19 protein-coding genes, 4 tRNA genes and 1 pseudogene are annotated in these 18,318 nt (G+C 61.9%); 16 read left to right on the forward strand and 8 right to left on the reverse strand.

Features of this window, described 5'->3' with window-relative positions:
• Window positions 1–5: 5 nt before the first annotated feature.
• Genes flhF through JNO51_RS12245 form a run of 4 tightly spaced genes read left to right on the forward strand, consistent with a single transcriptional unit; the run spans window position 6 to window position 3,854 of the window.
• Window positions 6–1,418 (forward strand): flagellar biosynthesis protein FlhF, encoded by a 1,413-nt coding sequence (flhF, locus tag JNO51_RS12230; RefSeq protein WP_215777599.1) that lies wholly within the window; start codon window positions 6–8, stop codon window positions 1,416–1,418.
• Window positions 1,415–2,287, forward strand: a complete 873-nt coding sequence (locus JNO51_RS12235; RefSeq protein WP_215777601.1) for a flagellar synthesis regulator FleN — start codon at window positions 1,415–1,417, stop codon at window positions 2,285–2,287. The genes flhF and JNO51_RS12235 overlap by 4 nt, the downstream gene beginning before the upstream one ends.
• Window positions 2,287–3,045: an RNA polymerase sigma factor FliA gene (locus JNO51_RS12240; RefSeq protein WP_256444946.1), complete on the forward strand. Its 759-nt coding sequence runs from the start codon at window positions 2,287–2,289 to the stop codon at window positions 3,043–3,045. Before JNO51_RS12235 ends, JNO51_RS12240 begins: the two co-directional genes overlap by 1 nt.
• Before the next feature lie 59 nt (window positions 3,046–3,104).
• Window positions 3,105–3,854, forward strand: coding sequence for a flagellar motor protein (locus JNO51_RS12245; RefSeq protein ID WP_215777603.1), 750 nt, complete (start codon window positions 3,105–3,107; stop codon window positions 3,852–3,854).
• Between the two features lie 48 nt (window positions 3,855–3,902).
• On the opposite strand, the gene JNO51_RS12250 is transcribed toward JNO51_RS12245, so the two are convergent.
• The gene (locus JNO51_RS12250; RefSeq protein ID WP_215777604.1) at window positions 3,903–5,297 is read right to left on the reverse strand and encodes an exonuclease domain-containing protein; all 1,395 of its coding nucleotides are present in this window, start codon (window positions 5,295–5,297) and stop codon (window positions 3,903–3,905) included.
• Window positions 5,298–5,440: 143 nt separating this feature from the next.
• Between JNO51_RS12250 and JNO51_RS12255 the strand changes: the two genes are divergently transcribed.
• From JNO51_RS12255 to JNO51_RS12280, 6 genes are all read left to right on the forward strand, one after another.
• A tRNA-Arg gene (locus JNO51_RS12255) sits at window positions 5,441–5,517 on the forward strand.
• 10 nt (window positions 5,518–5,527) lie between these two features.
• Window positions 5,528–5,602, forward strand: a tRNA-Glu gene (locus JNO51_RS12260).
• 5 nt (window positions 5,603–5,607) lie between these two features.
• A tRNA-Arg gene (locus JNO51_RS12265) sits at window positions 5,608–5,684 on the forward strand.
• A gap of 7 nt (window positions 5,685–5,691) precedes the next feature.
• Window positions 5,692–5,766, forward strand: a tRNA-Glu gene (locus tag JNO51_RS12270).
• A gap of 147 nt (window positions 5,767–5,913) precedes the next feature.
• Window positions 5,914–6,990 carry an alanine/ornithine racemase family PLP-dependent enzyme gene (locus tag JNO51_RS12275; protein ID WP_215777606.1) on the forward strand — a complete coding sequence of 359 codons (1,077 nt, stop codon included), beginning with the start codon at window positions 5,914–5,916 and terminating at the stop codon, window positions 6,988–6,990.
• Window positions 6,991–7,043: 53 nt separating this feature from the next.
• The gene (locus tag JNO51_RS12280) at window positions 7,044–7,979 is read left to right on the forward strand and encodes a LysR family transcriptional regulator (RefSeq protein ID WP_215777609.1); all 936 of its coding nucleotides are present in this window, start codon (window positions 7,044–7,046) and stop codon (window positions 7,977–7,979) included.
• On the opposite strand, the gene coq7 is transcribed toward JNO51_RS12280, so the two are convergent.
• Window positions 7,951–8,571, reverse strand: coding sequence for a 2-polyprenyl-3-methyl-6-methoxy-1,4-benzoquinone monooxygenase (gene coq7, locus JNO51_RS12285; protein ID WP_215777610.1), 621 nt, complete (start codon window positions 8,569–8,571; stop codon window positions 7,951–7,953). The genes JNO51_RS12280 and coq7 overlap by 29 nt on opposite strands.
• 150 nt (window positions 8,572–8,721) lie before the next feature.
• On the opposite strand from coq7, the gene ppa reads away from it, so the two are divergent.
• Together ppa and JNO51_RS12295 are read left to right on the forward strand one after the other, a co-directional pair.
• Window positions 8,722–9,249: an inorganic diphosphatase gene (gene ppa / locus JNO51_RS12290; RefSeq protein WP_215777611.1), complete on the forward strand. Its 528-nt coding sequence runs from the start codon at window positions 8,722–8,724 to the stop codon at window positions 9,247–9,249.
• A 123-nt stretch (window positions 9,250–9,372) separates the two neighbouring features.
• The gene (locus tag JNO51_RS12295) at window positions 9,373–10,122 is read left to right on the forward strand and encodes a 6-phosphogluconate dehydrogenase (protein WP_215777612.1); all 750 of its coding nucleotides are present in this window, start codon (window positions 9,373–9,375) and stop codon (window positions 10,120–10,122) included.
• Between the two features lie 62 nt (window positions 10,123–10,184).
• Here JNO51_RS12295 and JNO51_RS12300 read toward each other — a convergent pair whose 3' ends face one another.
• Entirely contained in the window at window positions 10,185–10,760 is a 576-nt protein-coding gene (locus tag JNO51_RS12300; RefSeq protein WP_215777613.1) for a phasin family protein, read from the reverse strand.
• A 346-nt stretch (window positions 10,761–11,106) separates the two neighbouring features.
• Here JNO51_RS12300 and minC point away from each other — a divergent pair, with 346 nt between their 5' ends.
• The 4 genes from minC to JNO51_RS12320 are packed head-to-tail and all read left to right on the forward strand — an operon-like array spanning window position 11,107 to window position 13,895.
• Window positions 11,107–11,835 (forward strand): septum site-determining protein MinC, encoded by a 729-nt coding sequence (gene minC, locus JNO51_RS12305; RefSeq protein WP_215777615.1) that lies wholly within the window; start codon window positions 11,107–11,109, stop codon window positions 11,833–11,835.
• A 27-nt stretch (window positions 11,836–11,862) separates the two neighbouring features.
• A complete protein-coding gene (gene minD, locus JNO51_RS12310; RefSeq protein ID WP_215777618.1) occupies window positions 11,863–12,675 on the forward strand; it encodes a septum site-determining protein MinD in 813 nt (270 codons plus the stop codon).
• A 3-nt stretch (window positions 12,676–12,678) separates the two neighbouring features.
• The gene (minE, locus tag JNO51_RS12315) at window positions 12,679–12,945 is read left to right on the forward strand and encodes a cell division topological specificity factor MinE (RefSeq protein WP_215777620.1); all 267 of its coding nucleotides are present in this window, start codon (window positions 12,679–12,681) and stop codon (window positions 12,943–12,945) included.
• A 5-nt stretch (window positions 12,946–12,950) separates the two neighbouring features.
• Window positions 12,951–13,895, forward strand: a complete 945-nt coding sequence (locus JNO51_RS12320; RefSeq protein WP_215777623.1) for a LysR substrate-binding domain-containing protein — start codon at window positions 12,951–12,953, stop codon at window positions 13,893–13,895.
• A gap of 75 nt (window positions 13,896–13,970) precedes the next feature.
• Here the strand turns inward: JNO51_RS12320 and greB are convergent, their stop codons facing one another.
• From greB to JNO51_RS12345, 5 genes and pseudogenes are all read right to left on the reverse strand, one after another.
• On the reverse strand, window positions 13,971–14,528 hold the full coding sequence (greB, locus tag JNO51_RS12325) for a transcription elongation factor GreB (protein ID WP_215777625.1): 558 nt from the start codon (window positions 14,526–14,528) through the stop codon (window positions 13,971–13,973).
• A gap of 76 nt (window positions 14,529–14,604) precedes the next feature.
• Window positions 14,605–15,474: pseudogene (rluB, locus tag JNO51_RS17405) on the reverse strand (23S rRNA pseudouridine(2605) synthase RluB); the annotation flags it as partial.
• A gap of 678 nt (window positions 15,475–16,152) precedes the next feature.
• Window positions 16,153–16,740: an SMC-Scp complex subunit ScpB gene (gene scpB, locus JNO51_RS12335; protein WP_215777629.1), complete on the reverse strand. Its 588-nt coding sequence runs from the start codon at window positions 16,738–16,740 to the stop codon at window positions 16,153–16,155.
• A gap of 95 nt (window positions 16,741–16,835) precedes the next feature.
• Window positions 16,836–17,657 carry a ScpA family protein gene (locus JNO51_RS12340; RefSeq protein WP_215777632.1) on the reverse strand — a complete coding sequence of 274 codons (822 nt, stop codon included), beginning with the start codon at window positions 17,655–17,657 and terminating at the stop codon, window positions 16,836–16,838.
• A gap of 3 nt (window positions 17,658–17,660) precedes the next feature.
• Window positions 17,661–18,317 (reverse strand): site-2 protease family protein, encoded by a 657-nt coding sequence (locus JNO51_RS12345; protein WP_215777634.1) that lies wholly within the window; start codon window positions 18,315–18,317, stop codon window positions 17,661–17,663.
• Window position 18,318: the final 1 nt, after the last annotated feature.

An 18,318-nucleotide genomic window follows, 5' to 3' on the forward strand; every position in this document is an offset into this window, starting at 1 on the left:
CAATAATGGTGGTCAAAAAGTACTTCGGAAAAACCACACGAGACGCACTCCGGCAAGTTCGTGAAGAACTGGGTGCCGATGCCCTGATCCTGTCGAATCGCCCGACACAGGGCGGTGGCGTGGAAATCATGGCCGTGGCGGACGCCGACGTCGCCAATCTGGCCACGACGCTGTCGACCTCGTCGAGCAAGCACCCGCCACGCAATGCACCGAGCCCGACGCATGGCACCGCCGTCAATCGGGCCCTGGCGCGCACCTATGCCATGCCGGTCGAACCGATGACGGCACCGCCGCCGCCTCGCCCGGAAGTGCGTGCCGTCAGCCCTGAGCCGGCCGTGATGCGCCCGGCTGCCGCCCCCGCACCGACATTCGCCACCCCGACGCCGCCGCCAGCGTCTCCCGCACCGCGGGCCACACCGCCGGCCGCCCGTCCAGCCCAGAGCGCCGAGGCCGCGGCAGAGTCCGCAGTCATGGCCAATGACCTGAAGGAAATCGGCGACGAAATCAAGCTGCTGCGCAGCCTGCTGCAAAGCCAGCTGGCCAGCTTCGCCTGGTCCGATCTGGAGGGCCGTGCCCCCAACCGCATCGAGTTGTTCAAGCAGTTGCTGGCCACCGGCCTGTCTTCGACACTGATCCGCCAGCTGATCGAGAAGCTGCCGGCTCAGTACAGTGGTGAAACCGCGCTGAAATGGGCGCGCTCCGCCCTGCTGCACAATCTGCGCTGCATTGATGCCGACAGCGAGATCATGGATCGTGGCGGCATTTTCGCTCTGGTCGGTCCGACCGGCGTCGGCAAGACCACCACGGTCGCCAAGCTGGCCGCGCGCGCCACGATGAAGTTCGGCCCGCAGCACGTCGCACTGATCACCACCGACAGTTACCGGATCGGCGCACAGGATCAGTTGCGCATCTATGGCAAGATTCTTGGCGTTCCGGTGTTCTCGATCCAGAACGAAGGCGATCTGCAGCTCACGCTGGCCGATCTGGCCACCCGCCACATCATCTTCATCGACACCGTCGGCATGGGACAGCGCGATGCCCGGGTCGCCGCACAGACCGGCATGTTTGCCGCCATGGACCGCCCGGTGGAACGGGTGCTGGTGATGGCCGCCAATGCCGACGGCCACACGCTGGAAGATGTCGTACGCAACTATCAGGGCCAGGGTGGCCTGTCGGGCTGCATTCTCTCCAAGATCGACGAGAGCGTGTCGCTGGGCGCCTGCCTGGACATCGTGATCCGCAACCGTCTCAAGGTATGCTATGTCACCAACGGACAGCGGGTTCCGGAAGACCTGCACAGCGCACACGGCAACTTCCTGGTCGATCGGGCGCTGAAGGCCCCCCACAGCAACTCGCCTTTCGCCATGCAGCATGACGAAATGCAGATCCTCAACGCCGCACAGGCAGGTTGGCTATGAATCTGCCACAGGATCAGGCCGCCAGCCTGCGCCGCCTCAACGCCCAGCCTCAGCGGGCACCCAGCTTTGCCTTTCTCGGTCCGGAAGGCACCGGTACCAGTACCCTGGTCACCGAGCTGGCCGTGGGTGCCGCTTTTGCCGGCGGCCAGCCTGTGATCATCGATTGCTGTAGCGGGCAGCATATCGCCCGCCATCTCGGCGTACCGACCACCGCAACGCTGGAAACCCAGGTCATCAGCATGGGAGGCCTGGAGGAAATGACGGCGCGCTCGCGCCAGGGGGTAACCCTGGTCAATCTCTATGCCCGGCCTGAAGAGCGTGCCCTGTTTTCTTCCCAGCTCTGGCTGCGCCTTGGCGGCGAGTTTGCCGCCATGGAGCGCGATGCCTCGATGCTGCTGATCGACGCGCCGAATCCGGCCATCGATCCGGTACCGGCATGCGTGGCCGACAATCTGGTGCTGATTCTCACCCCGCAGGCCGAGTCGCTGACCATGGCCTACGCCACCATCAAGCGCCTGGCCAGCCAATATGGCCGTACCTGTTTCAACGTGCTGGTCAATCGGGCCCGTCATCTGGAAGAGGCCCGCGAGCTGTTTACCCGCCTGTCTGCCGTGGCCAGCGAGTTTCTCACCGTCGCCTTGCGCTGGGTCGGATTCGTACCGGAAGACAGTGCCATTCGCCGCAGTCTCGCCCTGCACCGCCCCTCCATCGAGGCCTTCCCGCAAAGCGAATCCAGTATTGCCTTTGCCCAATTGGCTGCAGTGCTGCCACAATGGCATACAACAGACAGTACACACAGTGGTACTGGTTACATGGATATGCTAATCGCCGCATCGCGTGACTGGGCAGAAAGCGAGGGAGCCGTCTGATGAGCAATAACCCGATGCCGTCTAAGGTGGCGGCGGGCTATCACCCCAGCGCACATGGTGGCGATCTGATCCTGGACATCACCCAGTATGCCCCGATGGTGAAGAAGATTGCCGGCATCCTGATCTCGCGCCTGCCGGCCTCCATCGAACTGGATGACCTGATTCAGGTCGGCATCATCGGCCTGATCGATGCGGCCCGCCAGTTTGATCCCGGTCAGGGCGTGCAATTCGAAACCTTCGCCAGTCAACGGGTACGCGGCGCCATGCTGGATGAGCTGCGACGCGAGGACTGGATGCCACGCCAGACACGGCGTCACGCCAAGCAGATTGAAGAAGCGGTCTCCGTGCTGGAGCAACGGCTGGGACGCAGCCCGCTCGAATCGGAAATCGCCGAGGAAATGTCGCTGTCGCTGGCTGACTATCAGGAACTGCTCGGCGAGTGCAAGGGCTTGTCCCTGCTGCACTACGAAGACTTTACCGACGAGGACGGGGATGCCCTCGGCGCCATCTCGACGCTGGTGGACAGCAGCAGCCCCGACCCGCTGGCGACCCTGTCGGACGTCAATTTCCGCCAGTCGCTGATCGAGGCGATTACCCTGTTGCCGGAGCGCGATCAGCTGTTGATGGCGCTCTACTATGAGCAGGAGCTGAACCTGAAGGAAATCGGTGCCGTGCTGGGGGTATCGGAATCCCGGGTCAGCCAGTTGCACAGTCAGGCCATCGTTCGCCTGCGCAGCAAGTTGAAAGACTGGATTTAACGGTAAATAACAGTAATATCACGGTCAGTCAGCAAAACTAACAATATCGGATCAGGCTCGTGGACAAGATCAGCATTATCGCCATCATCGGCGGTTTCACCGCCATCATCGCCGGCCAGGCCATGGAGGGCGGCAGCGTCGGCTCGCTGCTGCAACTGACGGCCTTCATGATCGTCATCGGCGGCACGCTCAGTGCCGTGATGCTGCAAAGTACTCCCAAGCAGTTCATGACAGGCCTGCGCATGCTGCGCTGGATCATCTCGCCCCCGGCATTCAATCACGAAAGCATGATCCGCGAGATCATCAACTGGAGCCAGAGCGCCCGCCGCGGCGGCTTGCTGTCGCTGGAAGGCTTCGTCAACATGCAGCGCGACCCGTTTACACGCAAGGCCCTGCAGATGCTGGTCGACGGCGGTGAGCCGGATACCCTGCGCGGGGTGATGGAAGTGGAAATCACCATGTTCGAACATGCCCGGCGCCAGGCGGCCAAGATCTGGGAGTCGGCCGGTGGCTACTCCCCCACCATGGGGATTCTGGGTGCGGTACTCGGCCTGATCCACGTGATGGAAAACCTGACTGACCCGTCCAAGCTGGGCGCGGGGATTGCGGTGGCCTTCGTGGCCACCGTCTATGGGGTCGGCTCGGCCAACCTGCTGTTCCTGCCGATCGGCAACAAGCTGAAGAACATCATCTCCGGAGAAGTGGCGATGAAAGAGCTGGTGGTGGAAGGCATCGTGGCCATCGCCAACGGGGAAAACCCGCGCATCATCGAAACCCGTCTGCGCGGCTTCCTCGCCATGCACGAATAAATCCTTGCCGGGCACTGGCCGTCGACCTGATCGGCGGCCGGACCGGCATCAGGCCAGCGCCACGACATGCGTCCCCGCAGCCGGGCTTCTGAAATATGCCGTCAACAGCTTCACCACATCCGGATCGAGCAGCACCGGTCCGCTCAGCGGCCCGCCCCTGCCCGCCTCGCGACTGCCCAGATAACACCAGTGATCGAAATGATGCTCAAGTGCCTTGCCGCTGACCTCATCGCGCTCGACGATGGCAATGGCTCCGGCATGCGGCCAGTCGCGCTGCGTCAGACGCTCCAGCGCCTTGACCAGACGGGCGTTGTGCGCTGAAGCAGCCTCAAGGCCAATACAGGCGCCCTGACAACGCCCCTTGCCGCGACCGTCGCAGGGCTGGCCCTTGCGGCTGGTGACCCGCTCGACTCCCAGTACCCACTGACACAAGCCCTGGGATTCGGCCAGATCCTTCAGTGCCTTTCGGGCTTCGCGCGCAGAGCGGAACAAGCCGTAGCGGCGCATCTGACCGTCCGGCAGCAAAGCCGCGCCGGACACGATCTCCGCGCGGACAAAGCCGTCTTCCGCCGCCTGCAGGCTCAGGGTACACACCTCGCTGGCCATGCGCCCCTTGGGGTTCAGACGCGGACGGCGGGTCTTGAGCTGCAGCAGATATTCCAGCGCCGTGCCAAACTCGCCCAGCGTTTCCGTCCACTCAATACGGCCAGCCTCCTCCCCCAGCTGCAGCACCTTGCCATTGCCCGGGGTGTAATGTGCCAGTACGCCACGCCGGATATTGCCATCCTGCCCGACATACAGTGGCAGGCCATGCCGGTCATGAATGCAATACACGCCGGGAACATCCGGCAAGGCATCGAAGGTATCGGCATCCATGCCGGCCGGCGGGGCACTCTGCGCCATCAGCGCTTCGGCCGCGGCCAGGACACAGTCCCGCCCCTGTTCGGTACTGGCGGCCTGCAAGAAGCGGAAAACCGCCTCGGCATCAGCCAGGGCGCGATGCCGCTCGGGCAGCGTAATGCCATGGCGCGCCATGACGGCATCCAGATTATGCTTGTAGTGACCGGGATAGAGTTTGCGCGACAGCTTGACGGTGCACAGGGTCTCATTCTGCAGGCGCATGCCGAGGCGCTTGAACTCGTTTTTCAGCACGCCATAGTCGAAACGCACGTTATGCGCGATCAGCAGCCTGCCGGACAGACGCTGATGCACGGCCTGCGCCAGATCGGCAAAGTCCGGGGCCTGCGCCACCATGGCATCGCTGATGCCGGTCATGTTCTGGATAAAAGCCGGAATCGGCTGACCGGGATTCACCAGCGAAGAAAACCGCTCGACCTGCTCCCCGTCGACCAGGATGATCCCGATCTCGGTAATGCGGTCACGCGACAAATGACCCCCGGTGGTTTCGAGGTCAACAATGGCAAATGGGCGGGGAAATGGCATCGGTCTTCCGGAAAATAACGGCCTGCAGCAGAAAAAACGCGTGCCAGTGCACGCAAGTGGTTCATTTTACTGCCGTATCGAGAAAAATCCTATATTTGTTGACATGGATATTACATCACGCTAGAATTCTTTGCTCTTACAGCGCACCCGTAGCTCAGTTGGATAGAGTATCTGGCTACGAACCAGAGGGTCGGGCGTTCGAATCGCTCCGGGTGCGCCACTAAGACTTAGTCCCTATAGTTTAGCGGTTAGAACACTGCCCTTTCACGGCGGCGGCCGGGGTTCGATTCCCCGTGGGGACGCCAGTTTTGCACCCGTAGCTCAGTTGGATAGAGTATCTGGCTACGAACCAGAGGGTCGGGCGTTCGAATCGCTCCGGGTGCGCCACAATTCAGTCCCTATAGTTTAGCGGTTAGAACACTGCCCTTTCACGGCGGCGGCCGGGGTTCGATTCCCCGTGGGGACGCCAGATTCAACAAGAAGCTTCTGCTGCGGCAGAAGCTTTTTGCATTTCTGCCAATACATCATTATTTCATGATGTATCAGTCCGCAAATCGAAATTTATCCCGCCGGGGGGCCGGCGTAACCTGCTGCCATTGCATAGCGGAAAACCATCATGAGCCCCCACACCTCCCTGCCCTGCCTGTGCGTCGATCTGGACAAAATCCGCCATAACACCCGCCTGATGGCGCAGCACTGCCACGAAGCCGGCATCCAGCTGGCCGCGGTGGTCAAGCTGATGCGTGGAGCCCCCCAAGTGGCGCGGGCATTGCGCGAATCCGGCGTGGACCTGCTGGCTGATTCGCGCCTGTCCAACCTGCAGCGTCTGGCCGACAGCGGTCTGCCGCGCCTGCTGCTGCGGCTGCCCTCCCTGCACCAGGTCGACGAGGTGGTGATGCACAGCGAGATCTCGCTCAACAGCGAAGCCGTCACCTTGCAGGCCCTGTCCGAGGCCGCCTGCCGTCTGCGTCGCGAACATCAGGTGATCGTCATGCAGGATCTGGGCGATCTGCGTGAAGGGTGCTGGGACGAAGAAGAGACCCTGCAGCTGGCACGCCTGACCTGCCAGCTGCCCGGGCTGCGCCTGGCGGGCATTGGCGCCAATCTGGCCTGTTACGGCGGGGTCGCCCCGTCGGTCGACAACCAGCAACGCCTGGTTCGTCTGGCACAGCATATTCGCGAAACACTGCAGTGCGAGTGCCCGGTCGTTTCCGGCTGCAACTCGGCGGCCAGTTTCATGCTGCTGGACCACACGCTGCCGTCCGGCATCAATCAGTTGCGGCTGGGCGCCTCCCTGCTGATGGGGATTGGCCTGAATGATCTGCCGATTCCCGGCCTGGTGCAGGATGCCATGCGGCTGCAAGCCGAAATCATCGAGTGCCGAGCCAAGCCCTCGGTGCCGCTCAACAGCACCGCGCTGGACGCCTTCGGCCACAGGCCGGTGTTTGAAGATCGCGGCATCCGCCAGCGCGCACTATGTGCCCTGGGCAAGCAGGATGTGTCATTCAGCGAAATCACCCCGCTGGACCCCGGCATCCGTATCATCGGCGGCAGTAGTGACCACCTGATCCTGGACGTCAGCGATGCCAGCCATCCTTACCGGGTGGGCGACAGCGTGGGCTTCTCGCTCAGTTATGCCGGCACTTTGCAGTGCATGACTTCTGACGACATCCAGAAGGTATACTTGCACTAAATTCGCTTTATCAAGACCTCATTCTGGCTCGCGCCCGGGCCAAGATCGGCATCATGCGCCTAGACAATTTCGATATCCGGCTTCTGCGTCTGTTTGTCTGCATCGTCGACTGTGGCGGCTTCTCGGCCGCCCAGCCCAAGCTCGGTCTGAGCCAGTCGGCGATCAGCACCAAGATGAACGATCTGGAAACCCGCCTCGGCCTGACCCTGTGCCTGCGCGGACGCAAGGGGTTTCAGCTGACGACCGAGGGACAGCAGGTCTATGAGGCGACGCTGGATCTGCTCAAGCGCATTGAACACTATGAAGAGGAAGTGGGCGAAATGCGCCGGGTGGCGTTCGGTCATGTCCGCATCGGCCTGTCGGACAACATCGCCACGCACCCGGGCTGCAAGCTGCACGACGCCTTGCGCCGCTTCTGCCAGCAATGCCCCAAGGTCACGCTGACCCTGGAAGTCTGTGACGCCACCCGCATCGAAACCCTGCTGCTGCAGGGCGAACTGGATATCGGGGTGGCCTCGAGTGAAAAGCATCTGCCCGGGCTGAGTTACCAGCCCCTGTTCAGCGAAACCCAGCAATTGTACGCCGCGGCAGGCCATCCGGTATTCGGGCTGGAGAAGCCCTGTGCACGCGACATTCTGGCCTTTCCCATCGCGGGACGCGGCAAATCCCATCCGGTCACGCCGCTGTGCCAGAGCATGGGCTTGCAGGCCCAGGCGGCATCAACCCATATGGAAGGCACGCTGCACCTGCTGCTGTCGCAAGCCTTCATCGGCTATCTGCCTGATCACTACGCGCAGGACTGGGTGGCGCGCGGCATTCTGAAACGCCTGCCCACCCCGGAGCTGGACTATGTGGCCGAATTTCATCTGCTGCAGGCACGCTTTGCCGCGCACTCGCAGGCCAGCGAACTACTGATCGCCGAAATCCTGGCAAGCCAGCAAGCCGCAGAGGGACACGGATTCAGAAGCGATAGCTCAGCGAGGTCATGACCTTCGAGCTGAGTTTCATGGCCTGACGGACGGGCAAAGGCAGGCGTGCCGCACCGAAATCATGCGCCATCTCGGCATGACGGCGCTCATCATCCCGCATCTGCGCCACAATGGCGCGACTCTTGCCATCCTGTGGCGGCAACTGGGCCAGATGCCCTTCCAGATGGGCCGTCACCTGATGCTCGGTTTCCTCGAGAAAACCGAGATTCCATTTGTCCCCCAGCACACCGGCCACCACGCCGATGGCCAGCGAACCGCCATACCACAGCGGATTGAACAGACTGACCCGGCCGCCGAGCTCCTGGACACGCTGCGCGGTCCAGGCCAGATGTTCTTCTTCTTCCTGCGCGGCCTGGCGCAAGGCCTGCCGCGCAGCCGGGTCACGTGCCGTCAGCGCCTGGCCCTGATACAGCGCCTGGGCGCAGATCTCGCCACAGTGATTGACGCGCATCAGCCCGAGCGCATGGCGCTTTTCCTCCGCCGACAACTCGACCTCCTCCACGCAGGCATCCGGATGGGGACGCACGCTGCGGGCAGGCGCAAACAGGGTACGCAATCCCTGATCGAATTCGGTAATCAGCTTGTCGAACATGTGGAGTCAGTCCTTTCCGGCAACAATGTGCGAAGTATACCTCAGCGGATCGCAGTTTTTGGCCGCATGCTTCGCCCAGCAGGGAAAAGCTTGGTTATAATCTGGGGATCGTTTCCGTGAGCAACGTTGAATACTAAAGGATTGAAGACGATGGACCTGAAGCACATCCCCGCCGGCAAGGACATGCCGAACGATTTCAATGTCGTGATCGAAATCTCCGCCAATGGCGCACCGATCAAATACGAACTGGACAAGGATTCCGGCGCCATCTTTGTCGACCGCTTCATGGGTACCTCGATGTTCTACCCGGCCAACTATGGCTTTGTACCGAACACCCTGTCCGGTGATGGCGACCCGGTCGACGTGCTGGTCGTGACCCCGTTCCCGCTGCCGCCGGGCGTGGTCGTGCGCTGTCGCGCCCTGGGCCTGATCAAGATGGAAGATGAATCCGGCATCGACGCCAAGGTCGTGGCCGTTCCGGTCGAGAAGCTGTGCCCGATGTACAAGGCCGTACAGAAGCTGGAAGACCTGCCGGAACTGCTGCGCAACCAGATGGTGCATTTCTTCGAGCACTACAAGGATCTGGAAAAGGGCAAGTGGGTCAAGGTTCAGGGCTGGGGCACGCTGGACGATGCCACCGCCGAACTCAAGAACGGCGTTGCCAACTACAAGGGCTGATCCGCCCCGTCGCAAAAGAAACCGGCCCCTGGCCGGTTTTTTTTATCCCCGGCTACCCGGGGAACAATTATCTGCTACGCTGGAGGACGAGCCCCCCTTCTACCCTGTCCCTGTGAGTGCACCGTGAAAATCACCGTTCTGGGGAATGCCGAACATGATCAGTGGTTCGCCCGCCGACTGCAAGCCCGTGGCTTCGCCGTATCCATGGCACATCAAAGCGAGCACCCGTTCACCCACCTTGCCGGGGCGCAGGCAGGCCCCGGACTGCTGGCGGATAGTGTGCTGATCGACACCGGCCCGGGCAGTATCGAGGCACGCCATCGCATGGCCGCGCACTGCAGCGAAGCCGGTCTGGGCTATGCCGAGCTGGCGGGGCAATGGCAGGCACTGGGCGTACCGTTCGGCTTTGCGCTGTTTGTCGGTACCGACCCGGATACTCGCGATGCACTGACGCCACTGCTGGATGCGCTCGCGCCTCAGGCCGGTGCCTGGCTGCCGGCCGGACCGGCTGCCAGCGCCCGCTTCGCCGCCCAGGTCTTCGATGCGCTGTCCATGGCATGTGCCCTGGCCTGCCAGGCCGGCTGGTCACAGCCCGGCCAGCTGCCGCACACCCCGGACTGGGGGGCATTCTTCCTGCAGCAGCAGCAACTGGCGGACAAACTGCTGGCACTATCACAGCACTATCTCTCACTATTCCCGGACGAAACCGGTGCCGAATCGCAAGACCCCTGGCAACAATTGGCGCATTTCAGCCATCCGCCGCGCGAACAGGAACACTTCTCCGCCAACCTGGCACGACTGATCGTGCTGGCACTTTCCCAGCGCGAGGCACAACAGGCCATTTTCACCAGACTGATGCCGGGCGCCGGCTGAACCCTGGTTCCAGACAACAAAAAACCGCCCGAAGGCGGTTTTTTTATCCGGCAGGCGGACGATCAGGCACCGGCAGAGGCAGCCGGCTTCTTGGTATTGCGAGCCACGGCAGCAGAAGCAGCCTTGGCCGAGTTGGTCGCAGCCTGAACGCTGGCTTCGGCGATCTCGGCACCAACCTTCTTGGCGGTCTTGGAGACGCTGTCGAACGCAGCGCTGGACTGGTTGACCAGCGTCTTCAGGGCGCTGACAGCGATATCGGAACCTGCCGGCGCATTCTTGGCCAGGCGATCCAGCGAGCTGATCAGCGTCTTGTTGTTTTCGGCAACCTGCTCTTCCAGGAAGGCCGACAGTTCATTCTGGGTTGCTACGGCAGCGTCATAGACATTGCGGGCAACAGCAAAAGCCTGGTCGATGGTCGGCTGCGCCAGCGAGGACTGCAGTTCCACCAGACCCTTCGGGTCTTTCACTTCGGCCAGGGCCTTGAAAGTCTGCGCCTGATCCGCCAGCAGCTTGCGGGTCAGATCCAGTTGCAGGGTAGCCAGGCGCTCGGCGCCGGTCAGTACGATGGAGGACAGGCGCACAGCTTTGTCAAACTGCGCTTGCCCAATAGCAGAGAATTCCTGAGTGTTGAACGACATGGATAGCTCCTACGTAAGATAGACAGTTCAGCAGCGAGAACATCGAGCCGGCGATTGTTGCACCGCACAATCCAACATTACGCGCACGGCAACCTGACGTCAATAACATATTGCAGCGCACAATCCACCAAGCCACTAATTTCGCATCATTTTTGCGACACTCGCATTCAAACATCATTAAGTGAAAATCATATGACGCCATGCCAACGACATTGCAAGACTGCTGCCCTGCAGCACACCGACCGAAAACCCACCAATAATTGACAGACAAATCCTGCAGATTGATTGAAAGGCATCCGGCAAGGCAGTACACTGCCCCCATAAAAGAAATCTATCCAAAGGCATCATGAGCCAAGCAGCAAACAATACATTCGACATCAAGTCTGCCAGCCTGGATGTGCTGGCGCTGATTCCGCGCACCGCCGATCTGGAAGCCCTCGGCCAGGCACTGGCCCAACGCTTCGGCCAGCAGGGGGCGCGCGACGAAGCCTTCATTCTCGACCTGGAGGGCATCGAGCAACCGCAACAGCTCGACCTGGCCCGCCTGCTGCCCCTGCTCAGCCAGCATGGCCTGCGCGTGGTTGGCCTGCGCCATCCGGACCCGGCCCTGGCCGAACTGGCCACCCGGCACCAGTTGCCCTACCTGGGCGAACTGGCGCGCAGCGAAAAACCGGTTGCCGCCGCCCCGGTCAGCGAAGCACCACGCGCGATCGCCGCCAGTGCCCCGGAACCCGTGGTCACGCCGACCATGCTGATCGAACGCCCGGTGCGTGCCGGGCAGCAGATCTATGCCAAGGGCGCCAATCTGGTGGTGCTGGCCATGGTCAGCGCCGGTGCCGAAATCATCGCCGACGGCGACATCCATGTGTACGCTCCCTTGCGTGGCCGCGCCCTGGCGGGTGCACGCGGCAACACCGCCGCCCGCATCTTCGTGCGCAGCATGGAAGCCGAACTGGTATCGATTGCCGGTGTTTATCGCACCATCGAACAAGCCCTGCCCGACAGCATCCGGGCCAAGGCAACACAGATTTTCCTGGAGAACGAGCGCCTGGTCATGACCGCGCTCGGCGAATAACCGACTGACATTGAATAGGGAATCATTGTGGCAAAAATCATTGTCGTGACTTCGGGCAAGGGCGGCGTCGGCAAGACGACCACCAGCGCCAGCTTTGCCTCCGGCCTGGCTCTCAACGGCCACAAAACGGCCGTGATCGACTTCGACGTCGGTCTGCGCAACCTCGACCTGATCATGGGCTGCGAGCGACGCGTGGTTTATGACCTGATCAACGTGGTCAACAAAGAAGCCACCTTGAACCAGGCGCTGATCAAGGACAAGAACTGCGACAATCTGTACATCCTGCCGGCCTCGCAAACGCGGGACAAGGATGCCCTTACCGAAGAAGGCGTCGAACAGGTTCTGAAAGAACTGGCCGAGATGAACTTCGAGTACATCGTCTGCGACTCCCCGGCCGGTATCGAAAAGGGTGCCCTGCTGGCGCTGTACTATGCCGACGAGGCACTGATCGTCACCAACCCGGAAGTCTCCTCGGTACGTGACTCTGACCGTATCCTCGGCATTCTGTCGGCCAAGTCCAAGCGTGCGCTGGAAGGTCGCGAGCCGGTCAAGGAGCACCTGCTGCTGACCCGCTACTCCCCCGCTCGGGTTGAAAAGGGTGAAATGCTGTCGGTCGACGACGTGAAGGAAATCCTGCGCGTGCCGCTGATCGGCGTCATCCCCGAATCGCAAGTGGTCCTGCAGGCGTCGAACGCCGGCAATCCGGCCATCCACATGAAAGGCACCGATGTCGCCGATGCTTATGCCGACGTGGTGTCCCGTTTCCTGGGCAGAGACTGCCCGATGCGCTTCCTCGATGCACCGAAGGCCGGTCTCCTCAAGCGCTTGTTTGGGGGCTAAGGCATGACGCTCATTGAAAGAATCTTTGGTAAACGCCAGAAGTCGGCCGATATCGCCCGTGAACGCCTGCAGATCATTCTGGCGCACGAGCGCAGCGGACGCGGTGCCGGCACCACGCCGGACTACCTGCCGGCGCTGCAGCGCGAACTGGTCGAAGTGATCTCCAAGTACGTGTCGATCAACCAGGATGACATCAAGGTCCAACTGGAACGCCAGGACAACTTTGAAGTCCTGGAGGTCAACATCGTCCTGCCGGAAAAGAATCGCTGACACTCATGACGCTAACCGAACTGCGCTACATCGTTGCCGTGGCACGCGAAAGGCATTTTGGCCGCGCCGCGCAGGGCTGCTTTGTCAGCCAGCCGACTTTGTCGATTGCCATCAAGAAGCTGGAAGACGAACTGGGCATCACGCTGTTCGAGCGTGGTGGCCAGGAAGTCAGCGTGACCGAAATCGGCGAGCGGGTGGTAGAGCAGGCGCAGCGGGTACTGGAAGAAGCCGATACCATCAAGCGCCTGGCGGGCGAGCACCAGAACGAACTGGTCGGCCCGCTCAAGCTCGGGGTGATCTTCACCATCGGCCCCTACCTGTTGCCGCGCCTGATCCCGGCGCTGCGCGAACTGGCACCCGACATGCCGCTGATCATCGAGGAAAACTACACGGCGCGACTGGCAGAAATGCTCAAACGTGGTGAAGTCGATGCGGTGATCGTCGCCGATCCGTTCGATGAACCAGGCACCATTGCCTGGCCGCTGTATGACGAACCCTTCGTCGTCGCCACCCCCAAGGGCCACCCCTGGGAAAAGCTCGAACAAATCGATGCCAGCCAGCTGTCGCAACAAAGCGTTCTGCTGCTGACACAGGGCAACTGCTTCCGTGATCAGGTATTGCAGGCCTGCAGCGAACTGGCCAGCCGCCAGAATCAGGGACATGGTCTGGCCAGCATGCTGCAGGGCAGCTCGCTCAACACCATCCGCCACATGGTCGCCAGCGGCACCGGCATTACCGTCATGCCGGCCACCTCGGTCAGTGCCGCCGACGAGCCCCTGCTGTCCGTACGTCCGTTCAAGGCGCCCGTGCCACAGCGGCGAGTCCTGCTGGTCACCCGCAAGCAGTTTTTCCGGCGCAAGGCAATCGAAACGCTGCAACAGGCCGTGTTCCGCTCCGGACTGCCAACCGTCTGCATGCTGGAAGACCAAGCCGAACCCATCGGCGCCTGATGCAAACCCGGGGTCAGGTCTTGTATTTTGCATTGATGCAAAATACAAGACCTGACCCCGTCTTATTACGTCATATTAGTCGATCTTCTCGTAGCGCACTTCCAGCACCTCGATATCCTCGTCGCCGTCCGGACCGCGAAACAGCACGGTATCGCCCTCGCGCGCCTTGAGCAGGCTACGGGCAATGGGAGATACCCAGCTGATGTGGTGCTTGCTCAGATCAGTCTCATCCACGCCGACGATGCGCAACAACTGCGCCTCGCCATTGCCACGTTCGATGAGTACGGTGGCCCCGAAAAAGATCTGATCGGTCGGCGGCCGCGTCTCCGGATCCACCACCTCGGCAATCTCCAGCCGCTTGGTGAGAAAACGGATGCGCCGGTCGATCTCGCGCAGCCTGCGCTTGCCATAGATGTAATCGCCATTTTCCGAGCGGTCACCATTGCTGGCCGCCCAGTTCACCACCTGGACCATCTCGGGTCGTTCCCGATGCACCAGGTGATACAGCTCCTCTTTCAGTCGGCGCCAGCCACCCGGTGTCAGATAATTCTTGCTGCTGGCTGGCAGGCGCTGCTCGGCGGGCAGATCGTCCTCTGCATCGTCATCGCGCTCTTTGGTAAAAGCCTTGTTCATCTTCCGCCCTGCAAATAAAAAACCTCCGAAGACACAAAGGTAGGTATCCGGAGGTTCGATTTCAAGCGTCAGCGCATTAACGGCGCTGCTTGCCACCCGTCATCGTCAGGTGTGCCCACTTCATCACTGCGGCGACCTCGACCTCGTTGAGCTCGTAGAACTGGCCACGCTTGAGGCGCGGCGGCAGGCCGATCTGGCCAAAACGCACGCGCATCAGACGGCTGACCTGCAACCCGAAGTGCTCAAACATGCGGCGCACCTCACGGTTGCGGCCTTCCTTGATGATCACACGGTACCAGTGGTTCACCCCTTCGCCGCCCTGATCGATAATCCGTTCGAACCGGGCCGGGCCATCTTCCAGCTCGATTTCCTGGCACATTTCGCGACGCTGCTCGTCGGTCAGCTCACCCAGGACGCGCACGGCGTACTCACGCTCCACTTCGAAGCTCGGGTGCATCATGTTGTTGGCCAGTTCACCACTGGTGGTCAGGATGATCAGGCCGCTGGTATTGATGTCCAGACGGCCGATGGCCACCCAGCGGCTGGTCTTGGCCTGCGGCAGACGGTCAAATACCGTCACCCGGCCCTGCGGGTCATCACGGGTGACGATTTCCCCTTCCTGCTTGTGGTACAGGATCACGCGCGGCAGGCGGTCAGCCCACTTCAGCTTGATCGGGTTACCCTTGACCGTCACGCGGTCATGCGGCACCACCTTGTCACCCAGCGTAGCCTTCTGGCCATTGACCAGCACCAGACCTGCCTCGATCCACTCTTCCATCTCGCGGCGCGAACCCACACCGGATTGGGCCAGCGCCTTCTGCAGCCGTACCGGCTCCAGATTGTCGTAATCGACCCGGGTTTCGCGCAGCTTGCGCGCCCGCTCCTGCATTTTCTGCCCCTGCTCACGCACGACCAGCTTCTTGGCACGTTGCACCTTGGGCGCGGCACCTCGCTCATCACGCGGCGCACGCACTTCCTGACGCGGCTCGCGGTTGAACGGTGCACGCTCGTCCTGACGCGGCTCGCGGCTATATGGGGTACGTTCGTCCTGGCGGCGGTCACGGCTGTACGGGGCACGTTCGTCCTGGCGGCGGTCACGGCTGTACGGTGTGCGCTCGTCCTGACGCGGCTCTCGGCTGTACGGGGCACGTTCGTCCTGGCGGCGATCACGGCTGTATGGGGCGCGTTCGTCCTGGCGGCGATCACGGCTGTATGGGGCGCGTTCTTCCTGGCGGCGGTCACGGCTGTACGGGGCACGTTCGTCCTGACGCGGCTCGCGGCTGTACGGGGCGCGTTCTTCCTGGCGGCGGTCACGGCTGTATGGTGCACGCTCGTCCTGGCGCGGCTCGCGGCTGAAGGGTGCCTTGCCCTGGGGCGCCGAAGCACTGCGGCCAAACACCGGCTTCTTGCCTGCGGGATGCTGTTTGCCCGACCCCGGCGGCAATTGCGCCGGTTTGGACTTGATGAATGACGAGCCTCCCGGCTTGCCGCTGCCAGCCGGATTGCGCGGCTGGCTCGTCTCGCGGCCTTTGACACGCGCCACCGGCTGGCGGGCGTGGTTGTTTTGTCCTTTAGACATGTTGATTCCTGTTCATTGGAGCGTGTCCCCACGCCCATGCCCCCATCAATGCGTCAGGGGTCGATCCTCCGGCTCGTCAGCCGGTTCAAGGCCCGGCACCACCAGGGTGCCCAGTTCAGCCAGGGGCGGCAAATCACGCAGCGAGTTCAGTCCCAGATCATCGAGGAACTTGCGCGTGGTGGCATACAAGCCAGGCCGGCCCGGCACTTCCCTGTGCCCGATCACTTCGATCCAGGCACGTTCCAGCAAAGTCTGCATCACCCCGGTAGACACCGACACACCGCGGATCGACTCGATATCGCCGCGGGTGACAGGTTGCTTATAGGCAATAATCGCCAGGGTTTCCATCACCGCCCGCGAATAACGCGGTGGTTTTTCCGGATTGAGCCGCGACAGATAGGGGGTCAGTTCGGTGCGGGCACGAAAGCGCCAGCCCGACGACAACCTGACCAGCTCGACACCACGCCCCAACCAGTCCCGCTGGATCTCGTCCAGCAGGTCATTGATCGTGGCGGCCGACAGCGCTTCCACAAACAGCTTTTTCAGCTGCCCGACAGACAATGGCTCGGTCGCCGTCAACAGCGCGGTTTCCAAAACAGTCTTGTAGAGAGTCAAGTCGCCCGTCATGGACATGGATCAGGTGCAGAAAATGCAGGAAGCTGCGGATTTTACACGAAAATTCTGATCAGAGGGGAGAAATCGCCGCAAGACGAAAGACAAGACACCGCTCAGGCACGGCGCACGTAAATCGGCTGATAGGGCGCATCCTGACTGACCACCAGCAGCCCCTCCTTCACCAGCTCGAGAATGGCGATGAAATTGACCACCAGATAGGACACGCCCAGGGCAGCCTCGAACAGCTCCTCGAAGGCGACATAATCGCGACCGTCCACCTGGCGCAGGATCCAGCTCATCTGCTCGCGCACCGACAGCTCGTCGGTGGTCACCTGATGATGCTGATTGCGCGCAGCACGCGACAGGATGGCCAGCCAGGCCTGACGCAGATCCACCGGCGAAACATCCGGCAATTGCGCTTCGGCGCTCTGCTCCAGCAGCACCGCCAGCCAGACGAAATCACGCTCCGCCTGCGGCAGCTGGTCCAGCGCGAGCCCCGCCAGCTTCATCTGCTCGTATTCCAGCAGACGACGGGCCAGTTCGGCGCGCGGGTCCTCCGGCTCCGACTCATCCTCGCGTGGCGGACGCGGCAGCAGCAGACGCGACTTGATCTCGATCAGCAGAGCGGCCATCAGCAGGTATTCGGCAGCCAGCTCCAGCCGCTCGTGCTGCATGGCGTCGATATAGGCCATGTACTGGGCGGTGATCGGTGCCATCGGGATATCGAGCACATTGAGGTTCTGCTTGCGGATCAGGTAGAGCAGAAGATCCAGCGGACCTTCGAAACTCTCCAGGATGACCTTGAGGGCATCCGGCGGGATAAACAGATCCTGCGGCAGTTCCAGCACCGGCTCGCCAAACACGTGCGCCAGCGGCAGCCCGGCAGGCAGGGCCGGCGCTTCCAGAACGAATCCGTCCTCCACGGGCTGACTCATCGCTTACAGCAGCATGCCCATCAGGCCGTACACCAGCTGAACCAGCGGCGACAGCAGCAAGGACAGGATATGAATGCCCCCCACCTGCCCCAGGATCAGCAGACCGATCAGGATGTACATGCCATAGGGCTCGCTGCGCGAGTACTGCCAGGCCAGCCGGCGCGGCAGCAGACTTTCCAGCACGCGACCACCGTCCAGCGGCAGGATGGGCAGCAGGTTGAAGGCAAACAGCATGACATTGATCATCATGCCGGCCTGGCTCATCAGCGCCAGCGGCTCGCTGTAACTGTTGTCCATCCACAGCGCACACTTGAGCAGCAGGGTCCAGATCAGCGCCATCGCCAGATTGGCCGCCGGACCGGCCGCCGCCACCCAGCGACCACCGACGCGCGGATTGCGCAGTGCGCCGAAATTGACTGGCACCGGCTTGGCCCAGCCAAAAATAAATCCACCGACCGACAGGCACAGCAGCGGCAGCAGGATGGTACCGAACGGGTCAATGTGCCTGAGCGGGTTGAGCGTCATGCGGCCGAGCACGAAGGCAGTCGGATCGCCGAAACGCTTGGCCGCATAAGCATGGGCCGCCTCGTGCACGGTGATGGCCAGCAGCACCGGCAGGGCATAAACCGAAATTTTTTGCAGTAGCGTGAGTGTATCCATG

Origin of the sequence: Paludibacterium sp. B53371 (genome assembly GCF_018802765.1) — a bacterium.
Lineage (GTDB): Bacteria > Pseudomonadota > Gammaproteobacteria > Burkholderiales > Chromobacteriaceae > Paludibacterium.